The organism is Bacillus sp. FJAT-52991 (assembly GCF_037201805.1).
Lineage (GTDB): Bacteria > Bacillota > Bacilli > Bacillales > Domibacillaceae > Bacillus_CE > Bacillus_CE kandeliae.
The window spans coordinates 472,501-485,183 of the sequence record NZ_CP147404.1 but is presented as its reverse complement, the minus strand read 5'-3'; the positions used below and the strand labels follow the sequence as shown (position 1 = coordinate 485,183).

Genomic DNA, 12,683 nt, shown 5'->3' with positions numbered 1-12,683 from the left:
TCCATTCACCCCGCTTAAAAATTAATGTTTGAAATGTCTAATTCCAGTAAAGACCATAGCAATGCCATATTCATCCGCTTTTTTGATAGAATCTTCATCGCGGATCGAGCCTCCAGGCTGGATGATTGCTGTAATGCCTGCTTTTGCTGCCGCTTCAACCGTATCATTCATCGGGAAAAACGCATCTGAAGCAAGTGCAGCACCTTTCGCTTTTTCTCCTGCTTGTTCAAGAGCAATTTTGGCCGCGCCCACGCGATTCATTTGACCTGCACCTACACCTAGTGTCATCTCGTTATTGGTTACAACGATCGCATTTGATTTCACATGCTTCACGACTTTCCAGCCAAGCTTCATTGCTGCCCACTCTTCTTCTGTTGGCTCACGTTTAGTGGCAACGCGAATATCTGCATCTTCCAGTGAATGATTGTCTAAATCTTGCAGTAATAATCCGCCTTCAACGGATGTTAATACTTTTTCTTTTGATTTTTCTCCATCAAATGGAAGAGTTAATAAACGGATATTTTTCTTTGCTGTTAATACCTCTAGTGCTTCCTCCGTAAATTCAGGAGCGACAATAATCTCAAGGAAAATTTCATGAAGCTTCTCAGCCAATGCTTTGTCCACTGGGCGGTTTAAAGCGACAATGCCACCAAAAATGGATGTTGGATCTGCTGCGTACGCACGATCATAAGCCTCTTCGATCGTTGTACCAACTCCTACACCGCATGGATTCATATGTTTCACTGCAACAGCTGCTGGTTCGCTAAACTCTTTTACAATTTGCAATGCTGCATCTGTATCGCGAATATTATTGTAAGATAGTTCTTTCCCATGAAGCTGTGTCGAACGAGCAACGGAAAAAGCAGATCCAAGCGGCTCTTCATAAAAAGAAGCCTGTTGGTGTGGATTCTCTCCATAACGAAGAGATTGTTTCACTTCATATGTAAATGTCATCGTTTCAGGTTGCTCTTCACCTGTTAACTCTGTCATGTATTTCGCAATCATCGCATCATAAGAAGCAGTATGGCGGAATACTTTTGCCGCAAGCTTTCTTCTTGTTTCTTTTGTTGTTTGACCGTCTGCTTTTAACTCAGCTAGCACTTGATCATAATCAGCCGCATCCACAACAACTGTTACGTAGTCATGGTTTTTAGCTGCTGCGCGTAACATTGTCGGACCGCCGATATCAATGTTTTCAATAGCATCCTCTACCGTTACATCTGGCTTGGCAATTGTTTGTTGGAAAGGATACAAGTTGACACAAACAATATCAATTGGCACAATATTTTGCTCTTCCATTTGCTTCACATGGTCCGCTTGATCACGTTTGGCAAGGAGTCCCCCATGAATGAATGGATGCAATGTTTTCACGCGTCCTTCTAAGATTTCAGGAAATCCCGTTACGTCGCTCACACTCATTACTGGCACATTTGCTTCTTCCAGCATTTTCTTTGTTCCACCTGTTGAAATGATTTCGATATCTAGAGCAGCTAGCTCTTTCGCAAAATCAACAATGCCATTTTTATCTGATACACTGATTAACGCACGTTTTTTCATTTTTTTCCTTCCCCTCTTGAAGCTTCTGTTACAAGCTGTCTGATCACTTTCGGATATAATTGATGTTCAACTTGCTGAATTTTCACTTGCAAAGATTCTCTCGTATCCTCATTCGCTATTCGTACCATCTCTTGATCGATAATAGGTCCTGTGTCCATACCTTCATCAACAAAATGCACCGTAACCCCTGTAATTTTGACACGAGCGGTAAAAGCCTGCCCAATGGCATCCTTACCTGGAAAAGCGGGAAGCAAGGATGGATGAATATTCACAATTTTTCCCCCATAGGCATTGAGCAGTGTCTCGCCAATTAAACGCATATAACCTGCTAGAAAAATATAGTCCACTTCTGCTTCTTGAAGCTTCTGCACAATTTCACGTTCAAATTCCGCTTTTGACGAATAATCCTTTGCTCGAAAAGCAAACACTGGAATTTGAAGTTTTTCCGCCCGCTTGATCACATATGCATCCGGCTGATCACAAACGAGTATTGTAATTTCAGCCGGAATCTCCCCTTTTTGTACCGAATCAGCAATCGCTTGAACATTGCTCCCACTTCCAGAAGCGAACAAAGCAATTTTTTTCATTTCTCCCGTACTCATGACTTGAATTGAACTCCTTCACCAGTCACAATTCGACCAATCGTGTAAGCTTTCTCCCCCGCTTGCTCGATTAGCTGTTTTGCTTTTTCTTCTTCATCACCCGATACAATCATGACTAAGCCGATTCCCATGTTAAAAATATTGTACATTTCGCTATATTCCAGCTCACCATACTTTTTCAACACGTGAAAGATCTCAGGAATCTCCCATGTTCCCTCAGTAATTTCCGCACCAAGACCTGCTGGTAAAACACGCGGTATATTTTCAATGAAACCGCCACCCGTAATATGAGCCATCCCTTTTACTTCCAGATTCTTCAATACTTCAAGTGCCGGTTTCACATAGATCTTTGTTGGTGTTAACAGCACTTCCCCTAATGGCGCTGTTAAACCTTCTATTTCATCTGTCAATTGAAAATCATGTGTATCAAAAAAGATTTTACGCACTAACGAGAAGCCATTGCTGTGCAATCCGCTTGACGGAAGCCCGATGATGACATCTCCTTCTTGAATATCCTCACCTGTAATGACCTTGCTTTTTTCAACAACGCCTGTCGTATAACCGGCAATGTCATACTCGCCATCGCTGTACATACCTGGCATTTCCGCTGTTTCTCCGCCGATCAACGCACAACCTGCTTGCTCACACCCATCAGCTACCCCTTTAACAATCTGCTCAATTTTCTCAGGAACAGCTTCTCCACAAGCGATATAATCTAGAAAATAAAGCGGCTCTGCTCCTTGAACAATCACATCGTTCACACACATCGCGACACAATCAATTCCGATCGTATCATGACGGTCCATACCGAAAGCGAGCTTTAATTTCGTGCCGACTCCATCTGTACCGGAAACTAACACAGGCTCCTTAATATTTAAAGCAGACAGATCAAACATGCCGCCAAAGCTTCCAAGCGCTCCCATGACTCCTGAACGGTTCGTCCGCTTCACATGCTTTTTCATCCGTTCTACTGCTTCATAGCCCGCTTCAATATTGACTCCTGCTGCTTCATACGCCTTTGCCATTCGTTGCTCCCCCTTAAAATAGTGCATAGAGAAACTGCCTCTACCGACAGCCCCTCCTGCTTAACACATTATTTCTTTATCACGCGGATGCATTGTATCCGGATAGATTTCTGTCGGGTATTGACCCGTAAAACAAGCTAGACATTGTCCACATTGACCATTTTGCTTTTCGTGGTCAATCGCCTCCACCATTCCATCCAAACTTAGAAACGTTAATGAATCGGCTCCAATTTCATCTCTAAGCTCTTCTTCTGTATAGCGAGACATAATTAATTCTTCTTGTGTCGATGTATCAATGCCGTAATAACAAGGATTTTTAATTGGTGGCGAACTGATGCACACATGTACTTCTTTCGCTCCAGCGTCTTTTAGCATCTTCACAATTCGCTTACTCGTTGTCCCACGAACAATGGAATCATCAACCATCACCACTCGTTTTCCTTCAATCACACCACGAACAGGCGACAGCTTCATTTTCACCCCTTGTTCGCGCAACGCTTGTGAAGGTTGAATAAATGTCCGACCGACATAGCGGTTTTTAATTAATCCCATCTCATATGGAATACCAGATTCTTCTGCATAACCGATCGCAGCCGAAATACTCGAATCAGGAACACCTGTGACAACATCCGCTTCAATTTTTGCCTCTTTCGCCAATTGAATGCCCATACGTTTTCTGGCGCTATGCACATTAATTTTATGAATATCGCTATCTGGACGAGAAAAATACACGTACTCCATCGTGCAAATTGCTTGGTTTGTCGCTAATGAGAAGCGTTCTGAATGTAATCCGTCTTTATTGATAATAACGAGCTCTCCTGGCTCAATATCACGTAAAAATTGCGCTCCTACAATGTCAAATGCACAAGTTTCTGAAGCAACAACATAAGCATCGCCTAATTGGCCAATTGACAATGGACGCATACCATTTGGATCTAACGCTACCATTAATTCATTCTCTGTCATAACAAGGAAAGCGTAGGCTCCTTTTAACATAGAAAGTGCATTTTTTACACGATCTTTCATTTCACCAAACCCGCTGCGGCGAATTAAGTGAGCAAGTACTTCAGTATCAGAAGTTGTTTGGAAAATACTTCCTTGAGCTTCTAATTGGTGTTTTAGTGCTGTCGCATTGATTAAGTTACCATTATGAGCAAGGGCCAAACTACCTGTTTGGGAGTGGAAGAGTAAAGGCTGAACATTTTCATAGCCTCCTCCTCCTGCTGTTGTATATCGAACGTGACCAATAGCTCCAAAACCGGACAGTTCACGAATTTTCTCTTGAGTGAAAATTTCTGTGACTAAGCCTTCACCTTTTAATCCGCGAATTTGCTTACCATCAGTTACGACTACACCTGCTCCTTCTTGACCACGATGCTGTAAGCTCTGCAAGCCGTAATATGTGATTTGGGAGGCATCTTCATGCCCCCAAACCCCAAACACACCACATTCTTCATTTAAGCCTCTGATTTCAGTAAGCATGGGATTGCTCCTCTCCAAGCGTCTTCAAGCTCACCAACCTTCGCTTGAATGATCGCTTCATTGTTATGCTTAATCGTCAAGTTTGCTTCTTTTGTTACTTCTCCAATCAACTTAGCTTCTGGAATAATCGCTTCAAATTCTTCACGCTTCTCCTTAGAAACTGTCACAATAAAACGTGATTGCGTTTCACTAAATAGAGCAGCTGTTTCATTTCCTTCAATAGCTACTTCTACACCAAGATCTGTACGGAAAGCTTTTTCTGCTAAAGCAACGGCAAAGCCGCCTTCTGCCACATCATGTGCAGATTGAACAGTTCCTCGCTGGATCGCTTGAAGCAGAGCTTTTTGACGCATTTCTTCTACTTCTAGATCTAGCTTCGGTGCTTTTCCAAAAATATTTCCATTGTTATGCAATTTTTGAAGTTCACTTCCACCAAATTCTGCTGCTGCTTCTCCAATCACATAAACCAAGTCGCCAGCTTGTTTAAAGCTTTGTGTTGTAATATGGGATAAATCTTTAATTAAACCAACCATTCCAACGACCGGTGTTGGATAAACAGCGACTCCATTTGTTTCATTGTAAAGGGAAACGTTTCCGCCAATAACTGGTGTGTGTAACACGCGGCATGCTTCACTCATTCCATCTGTTGCTTTTTCTAGCTGCCAGAAAATTTCTGGTTTTTCTGGATTTCCAAAGTTTAAGCAGTCCGTGATTGCTAACGGCTCACCACCAGAACAAACGATATTACGTGCTGCTTCTGCTACCGCAATTTTTCCACCTGTCTCTGGATCCAGATAGATATAACGTGAGTTACAGTCTGTCGTCATCGCTAATGCTTTTTCTGTGTCACGAACACGAATCACTGCTGCGTCTGAACCAGGTGATACAACGGTATTGGTACGCACTTGGTAATCGTATTGTCCATAGACCCATTCTTTGCTCGCAATTGTCGGTTGAGAAAGAAGTTGCATCAATGTCTCTTTATAGTTTGTCACTTCAGGAGTTACCTCATCCATTTCCTGAAACTCGCGATAATACGCTGGTTCAGAAGAAGGCTTGTAGTATACAGGTGCATCTTCTGCTAACGCATCGGCAGATACTTCTGCAACTACTTCTCCTTTATGAAGCAAACGAAGCATACCGTCATCTGTTACTCGACCAATAGATGCTGCTTCAAGACCATATTTCGCAAATAGATCTTCAATTTCTTTCTCTCTACCTTTTTTAATAACGATCAGCATGCGCTCTTGAGATTCAGATAACATCATTTCATAAGGTGTCATGCCTGTTTCACGCTGAGGAACAAGATCCATGTTCATTTCAATTCCTGAACCTGCTTTACTTGCCATTTCAGCAGAAGAACTTGTTAATCCGGCTGCACCCATGTCTTGAATACCAACTAGGGCATCATTTTGAATCAGCTCTAAGCAAGCTTCAAGCAAAAGCTTTTCCATGAATGGATCGCCAACTTGCACGGCTGGACGTTTTTCGTCAGATGCTTCACTCAACTCTTCCGAAGCAAATGTCGCTCCATGGATGCCATCTCGACCAGTTTTGGCACCAACATACATCACTGTGTTGCCAACACCTTTTGCCTGGCCTTTTTTAATATCTTTATGATCAATTAAACCGACACACATTGCATTTACTAGTGGGTTACCTTCGTAGGAATTATCAAATTGTATTTCGCCACCTACTGTTGGAATACCGATACAGTTTCCGTAACCTGCAATTCCCGCTACCACTTCTTCAAATAAGTATTTCACACGGCTCGTTTGCAATTCACCGAAACGAAGGGAATTTAACAATGCTACTGGGCGAGCTCCCATAGAGAACACATCACGGATGATTCCACCGACACCTGTTGCCGCTCCTTGATAAGGCTCAATCGCAGATGGGTGATTATGACTTTCAATTTTGAAAACAACCGCTTGTTCATCACCAATATCGACAATTCCTGCTCCCTCACCAGGTCCTTGAAGAACTTTCTCACCTGAAATTGGGAATTTACGAAGCACAGGCTTAGAGTTTTTATAACTGCAGTGTTCTGACCACATAACAGAGAATAAACCTGTTTCTGTGTAATTAGGTGTACGTCCTAAAATTTGTTCCACCTTAGTAAACTCTTCATCCGTCAAACCCATTTCACGATAGATTTTCTCTTCTTTAATTTGGGCTGCATTTGGCTCAAGCATTAACGACATGGGATTCCCTCCAATGTTTCACAATTGATTGAAATAATTTTAAACCGTCCGCGCTGCCTAGTAATTCGTCCACAGCACGCTCTGGATGCGGCATCATACCAAGAACATTTCCTTGCTCATTCACAATACCTGCAATATTTTCTAAACTGCCATTCACATTTTCTTTGTAAGTGAACACAATTTGATTGTTTGCTTGTAACTTTTCTAATGTTTGCTCGTCACAGTAGTAGTTTCCTTCTCCATGAGCAATAGGGATTGTAATTTCTTCGCCCTTTTCATATGCGGAAGAAAACATCGTTTCATTGTTTTCTACTTGTAGAGTAATCGGTCCACAAATAAATTTTAAATCTTTGTTGCGAAGCATCGCACCTGGTAATAATCCAGATTCTAATAAAATTTGGAAGCCATTACATACACCCAAAATCGGCTTTCCTGCTTCTGCAGCTTTCTTAACTTCGTTCATGACCTTTGACAGGTGAGCAATCGCTCCTGAACGAAGATAATCTCCATATGAAAAGCCACCAGGCAATAAAATACCATCATAGGCGCTCAGATCATCAGCATCATGCCAAATATAGTCCACTTCTTCCCCTAGCTCATCTTTAATTGCATGGAACATGTCAATATCACAGTTAGAACCTGGGAATACAATCACCGCGAATTTCACTGACCAACACACTCCTCAATCTCATATCGATAATCTTCGATGACAGGGTTCGATAGAAGTTTTTCACACACTTCCTTAACCGTTCCTTCTACATCAGAATTGGAGCCATCAATTGTTAATTCCATATACTTTCCGATGCGAACATCTTCTACACCTTGGTAACCAAGACTCGTTAATGATTGTTGTACCGCTTTTCCTTGTGGATCTAATACACTTTCTCTTAACGTTACGTATACTTTTACTTTGAACATGTTGAATTTCCTCCTAATCTCTCGAATACCTCGGTATAAGCTTCAATTAAATTTCCTAAATCGCGGCGGAATATATCCTTATCTAATTTGCGATTTGTGTTCTTTTCCCATAGACGACAAGTGTCTGGTGAAATTTCATCAGCTAGCATAATGTGTCCATCATTGTCTTTCCCAAATTCGATTTTAAAATCGATTAATTCAATGTCCATTTCAGCAAATAAAGGAATAAGCGCTTCATTGATCTTTAGTGCTTGTTCTTTCATCGCTGTCACTTCTGCTTCTGTCGCAATCTCTAATAACTCAATATGATCATCAGTTAATAGTGGATCGCCCAGTTCGTCTTTTTTATAGTAAAACTCAACAAGCGGTTTGGAGAATGATACTCCTTCTTCAAACCCAAGACGTTTCGCCAAGCTTCCAGCTGCCTTGTTGCGAACGACAACCTCAAGCGGAATAATTTGAACATGTTTGACAAGCTGCTCATGGTCTGAAAGCTGCTCTATAAAATGAGAAGGAATTCCTAGCTCTTTAAGCTTTAAAAAGATTAAGCTGCTGATTTCATTGTTCAGTCTGCCTTTCCCGGAAATTTCAGCTTTCTTTTCCCCATTAAAAGCAGTTGCTGAGTCCTTGTATTCAATCAATACAATATCTTCATTCTTCGTTGCATAAATTCGTTTCGCTTTTCCTTCGTAAAGCATTGAGCCTTTTTCCATTATTACTCCCCCCATTAAGGAAAATTAGCAATCTTCAGTCATTACACAATAGAGAAGGTGCGGCTTCCCCGCACACCTCCGTTATTTACTTATCAAGTCCAAGACGAGTGAAAATCGTATCGACATGTTTTAAATGATAGTTGTAATCAAAACAGTCGGCGATCTCTTCTTGAGATAGCTTAGATGCGATCTTCTCATCCGCTTCCACTAAGCTGCGGAATGGTACTTGCATTTCCCAAGCTTCCATCGCTTTTGGCTGCACCGTGTCATAAGCCTCTTCGCGGACCATGCCTTTATCAATAAGAGCTAACAACACTCGTTGAGAATAGATAAGACCTAATGTACGATCCATGTTGCGCTTCATATTTTCTGGGAACACCGTCAAGTTTTTCACGATATTTCCGAAGCGATTCAACATATAATTTAAAGCGATCGTCGCGTCTGGAAGAATGATGCGCTCTGCTGAAGAGTGCGAAATATCGCGTTCATGCCAAAGCGGTACATTTTCATAAGCTGTTAACATATGTCCGCGAATCACTCGAGCAAGGCCCGTCATATTTTCTGAACCGATTGGATTACGTTTATGCGGCATCGCTGATGAACCCTTTTGTCCTTTCGCAAAGAACTCTTCCACTTCACGCGTTTCACTTTTTTGTAATCCGCGAATTTCCACCGCAAATTTTTCAATTGAAGTCGCGATTAAAGCAATTGTTCCCATGTAGTGCGCATGACGATCACGCTGCAATGTTTGTGTTGAAATCGGCGCTGGCTTCGTACCAAGCTTTTTGCACACATACTCCTCAACAAACGGATTGATATTAGCGTACGTACCAACCGCACCAGAAATTTTCCCGTACTCTACACCCTCTGCTGCTTGGTTGAAACGCTCTAAGTTACGCTTCATTTCCTCATACCAAAGTGCAAGCTTCAAACCAAAAGTCGTTGGTTCCGCGTGAACGCCATGTGTACGCCCCATCATTACTGTATGTTTATGCTCTTGCGCTTTATTGCGAAGAATTTCAACAAATTTTTCCAAGTCTTTTCGTAAAATGTCATTCGCTTGCTTTAGCAAATAAGATAACGCTGTATCAACCACATCAGTGGAAGTCAGACCGTAATGCACCCATTTGCGCTCTTCTCCAAGCGTTTCAGATACAGCACGAGTAAAAGCTACCACATCATGACGCGTTTCTGCTTCAATCTCTTGAATACGCTCAATATCAAAGCTCGCATTTTCACGAATCTTTTGCACATCTTCCTTCGGGATATCGCCAAGCTCAGCCCAAGCCTCACAAGCTAAAATTTCTACTTCAAGCCATGCTTTAAAGCGATTTTCCTCCGTCCAAATAGCGCCCATTTCAGGTCGAGTATAACGTTCGATCATTTCTTTTGTCCTCCGATCATTTCTTCGCTGCTACTCCAGATCCCGCTTGTATCTAACTGATTCAGCACTTCATTTGGTTCATTGGTCAGGACCGTGATATGCCCCATCTTTCTTTTAACCTTTGCTTCTGCTTTTCCGTATAAGTGAGTAGACCATTCTGGGTGATCCACTAAGCTATTTAACACCCCATCGAGATGCTCACCTAACACATTGACCATAACAGCAGGCTTTAGCAATGTTGGTTTCTTTAATGGCCAGTTACAAATGGCACGGATGTGTTGACCAAATTGCGAAATATCACACGCTTCAATCGTATAATGTCCGGAATTGTGTGGTCTTGGTGCTAACTCGTTAATGTAGATCTCTCCATTTTGGCCAACAAACATTTCAACAGCTAGTGTACCCACTAAGGAAACCGCTTCTGCAATTTTCTCTGCCGCTTGAATAGCTGCTTGTTCCACTTCTTCAGAAATTCTAGCAGGCACAATTGTTTCATGCAGAATATTATCTTTATGAATATTTTCTCCAACTGGAAAATAACTAGTCTCCCCAGCCGTATTCCGATTGATAATCACAGAAACTTCTTTGTCAAAAGGAACCCACTGTTCAAGGACGCATTCACCATGTTCTAAAAGCTTAGCAGCCTCTTCAATTTGAGCTAATTCTTTTATGACAAATTGCCCTTTCCCATCATAACCGCCGCGTGCTGTTTTCAATACAGCAGGATACCCGAGCTTACTTATATTATCATAAATATCGTTCGTTTCATTGATTACCGCATAAGGAGCAACAGGAACTCCGGCTTTTGTAATAGCTGCCTTTTCCGCTACCCGGTTTTGCGTAATTTTAATCAATTCTGCCCCTTGCGGAAGAAAAGCTTTTTCTTGAAGTCTCTTTAATCCATCATAATCTATATTTTCAAACTCGTACGTAATCACATCACTCACTTCAGCTAAGCGATCAAGTGCCTCTTGATCATCGTAAGAAGCGTTTATCTCAATGTCAGCCACTTGTCCACAAGGAGAATTCTCTCCTGGTTCAAGCACAGCAATCTTAAAACCTGCCTCTTTCGCAGCCAAAGCCATCATTCTTCCTAACTGCCCTCCGCCAATGATGCCTATCGTCTGACTGGGCTTTATCATCGGTCTAGCCAAGTTGATCACTACTTTCCATCACAGTTTCTCTTAAAGCGTCACGTCTTTTCTCTAAACGATCAGCTAACTCATCATTAGTAACAGATAAAATTTGGGCAGCTAGCAAGCCTGCATTCGTTGCTCCCGCCTTGCCAATAGCGACTGTCGCTACAGGAACTCCTCCTGGCATTTGCACAATCGATAATAAAGAATCTAATCCGTTCAAGGCTCTCGATTGGACCGGTACTCCGATCACAGGAAGCGTCGTCTTGGCAGCAACCATCCCTGGAAGATGAGCGGCTCCGCCTGCCCCTGCAATAATAACCTTAATCCCTCTCTCTCTCGCCTTCTCCGCATATTCAAACATGAGATCTGGTGTGCGGTGAGCAGATACTACCTTTTTCTCATAAGAAACTTGCAATTCATCCAACATGTCGCATGCATGCTTCATTGTGTCCCAATCTGAGGTACTCCCCATAATAACGCCAACGTCAACTGACATGATTTTACCTCCACGTTCCATTCAATTTTAAAAATGAAAAAAACCAGATGGTTGCCTTTTCTTTTTCAAGAGAAAGCAACTCATCTGGTTAAATAAAGACTCATTAAACATGAAAATGATCCAGATAAATTTATGCTTTCCCCATAGTCCAATCATTTACGGTAATCGGGTAGAAACTTGTAGGCCATATTCCCACTATTATATGAGGTTTCGTTTTCTTCATCTTCATCTTAACAAGTCAAAAAGCATATTGTCAACAAAAAATCGAACAATTGATTTATTTCATTTTATAATGTTCGTATTTACGTTAATAACATCCCCTCAAACACGATTTCTCTGCCTACGGGAATGTATTTTTTTTCACCATTGACAACTTCTTCTTTAAATACTGGCTGTTCCATTCTTCTTACTGGAACATAACCTTCCTTTTTCATCCTCTCTAAGCACTGATCAATTGTTTCATTCTTTTCAACATAAAACTTTTTCTTTTTACTCATTCTGACAACTTCCCTTTTTTTACATTTTTAACCCAAAATCCTCCATGGATCGTTTTTGGTTCGTAAGCGATGATAAAAGCCTTTGGGTCTAGTTCTTTAATTTTCGTATACAATTTTAATTCGTATTTTCTCGGTGTTAATATTTGCAAAGACATGCGCTCACCTTCTAAACCATTTGAAGCCCAGCTCGTTACGCCATACCCTTCCGCCCGAAGAGTTTTAGGCAAATCTTTATCATATTCTTTCGTAATGACATTCACCGTAATATAACCAAGTGCTAGCTTCTCCTCTAGCTTCATACCAACAATAACCCCTAGACCATAGCCAACTGCATAAGCGATGACATTTTGAATCTCATTCAAATTATCTAGAACTAGTCCTAATCCAGTAATATAAATGATAACCTCAATCATGCTGACGAATGCAGCAAAATAGCGATATCCTTTTAACGTCAAAATCATACGAATCGTAAAAAAGGATACATATACGACATTAATAATTAAAATAATGGCTACCATAAACAAGCTATTTTCTAACATATTGACCGCCCTTTCATTGTAGGGTAAAAATCATTTCCCTAACGTTGTTACTTTAAGCGTAACATAATTTAATTTTAGAAAAAAGAAGATACATTTAACAAAACTTTTCATACTTAACTTAAAAAAA

13 protein-coding genes and 1 riboswitch are annotated in these 12,683 nt (G+C 41.3%); all 13 genes read right to left on the bottom strand.

Annotated elements, in window-relative coordinates; genetic code table 11:
• Nucleotides 1-21: 21 nt before the first annotated feature.
• The 13 genes from purH to WDJ61_RS02635 all read right to left on the bottom strand — a co-directional run bounded on the left by purH (nt 22) and on the right by WDJ61_RS02635 (nt 12,556).
• Nucleotides 22-1,557 (bottom strand): bifunctional phosphoribosylaminoimidazolecarboxamide formyltransferase/IMP cyclohydrolase, encoded by a 1,536-nt coding sequence (gene purH / locus WDJ61_RS02695; RefSeq protein ID WP_338752958.1) that lies wholly within the window; start codon nt 1,555-1,557, stop codon nt 22-24.
• Nucleotides 1,554-2,144, bottom strand: coding sequence for a phosphoribosylglycinamide formyltransferase (gene purN / locus WDJ61_RS02690; protein ID WP_338754669.1), 591 nt, complete (start codon nt 2,142-2,144; stop codon nt 1,554-1,556). The genes purH and purN overlap by 4 nt, the downstream gene beginning before the upstream one ends.
• A gap of 11 nt (nt 2,145-2,155) precedes the next feature.
• A complete protein-coding gene (purM, locus tag WDJ61_RS02685; protein WP_338752957.1) occupies nt 2,156-3,184 on the bottom strand; it encodes a phosphoribosylformylglycinamidine cyclo-ligase in 1,029 nt (342 codons plus the stop codon).
• A gap of 60 nt (nt 3,185-3,244) precedes the next feature.
• A complete protein-coding gene (gene purF / locus WDJ61_RS02680; protein WP_338752955.1) occupies nt 3,245-4,666 on the bottom strand; it encodes an amidophosphoribosyltransferase in 1,422 nt (473 codons plus the stop codon).
• Nucleotides 4,642-6,870 carry a phosphoribosylformylglycinamidine synthase subunit PurL gene (gene purL, locus WDJ61_RS02675; protein ID WP_338752954.1) on the bottom strand — a complete coding sequence of 743 codons (2,229 nt, stop codon included), beginning with the start codon at nt 6,868-6,870 and terminating at the stop codon, nt 4,642-4,644. Before purL ends, purF begins: the two co-directional genes overlap by 25 nt.
• Entirely contained in the window at nt 6,854-7,537 is a 684-nt protein-coding gene (gene purQ, locus WDJ61_RS02670) for a phosphoribosylformylglycinamidine synthase subunit PurQ (RefSeq protein ID WP_338752952.1), read from the bottom strand. Before purQ ends, purL begins: the two co-directional genes overlap by 17 nt.
• A complete protein-coding gene (gene purS / locus WDJ61_RS02665) occupies nt 7,534-7,788 on the bottom strand; it encodes a phosphoribosylformylglycinamidine synthase subunit PurS (RefSeq protein ID WP_094836154.1) in 255 nt (84 codons plus the stop codon). The genes purQ and purS overlap by 4 nt, the downstream gene beginning before the upstream one ends.
• On the bottom strand, nt 7,776-8,501 hold the full coding sequence (gene purC / locus WDJ61_RS02660) for a phosphoribosylaminoimidazolesuccinocarboxamide synthase (RefSeq protein WP_338752950.1): 726 nt from the start codon (nt 8,499-8,501) through the stop codon (nt 7,776-7,778). Before purC ends, purS begins: the two co-directional genes overlap by 13 nt.
• Nucleotides 8,502-8,586: 85 nt before the next feature.
• Entirely contained in the window at nt 8,587-9,885 is a 1,299-nt protein-coding gene (gene purB, locus WDJ61_RS02655) for an adenylosuccinate lyase (RefSeq protein ID WP_338752947.1), read from the bottom strand.
• Nucleotides 9,882-11,027, bottom strand: coding sequence for a 5-(carboxyamino)imidazole ribonucleotide synthase (purK, locus tag WDJ61_RS02650; protein WP_338754668.1), 1,146 nt, complete (start codon nt 11,025-11,027; stop codon nt 9,882-9,884). The genes purB and purK overlap by 4 nt, the downstream gene beginning before the upstream one ends.
• 4 nt (nt 11,028-11,031) lie before the next feature.
• On the bottom strand, nt 11,032-11,520 hold the full coding sequence (purE, locus tag WDJ61_RS02645; protein ID WP_338752946.1) for a 5-(carboxyamino)imidazole ribonucleotide mutase: 489 nt from the start codon (nt 11,518-11,520) through the stop codon (nt 11,032-11,034).
• A gap of 124 nt (nt 11,521-11,644) precedes the next feature.
• Nucleotides 11,645-11,746: riboswitch (purine riboswitch) on the bottom strand.
• 76 nt (nt 11,747-11,822) lie between these two features.
• Nucleotides 11,823-12,017: an NETI motif-containing protein gene (locus WDJ61_RS02640; RefSeq protein WP_338752944.1), complete on the bottom strand. Its 195-nt coding sequence runs from the start codon at nt 12,015-12,017 to the stop codon at nt 11,823-11,825.
• The gene (locus WDJ61_RS02635) at nt 12,014-12,556 is read right to left on the bottom strand and encodes a DUF2179 domain-containing protein (RefSeq protein WP_338752942.1); all 543 of its coding nucleotides are present in this window, start codon (nt 12,554-12,556) and stop codon (nt 12,014-12,016) included. Before WDJ61_RS02635 ends, WDJ61_RS02640 begins: the two co-directional genes overlap by 4 nt.
• Nucleotides 12,557-12,683: the final 127 nt, after the last annotated feature.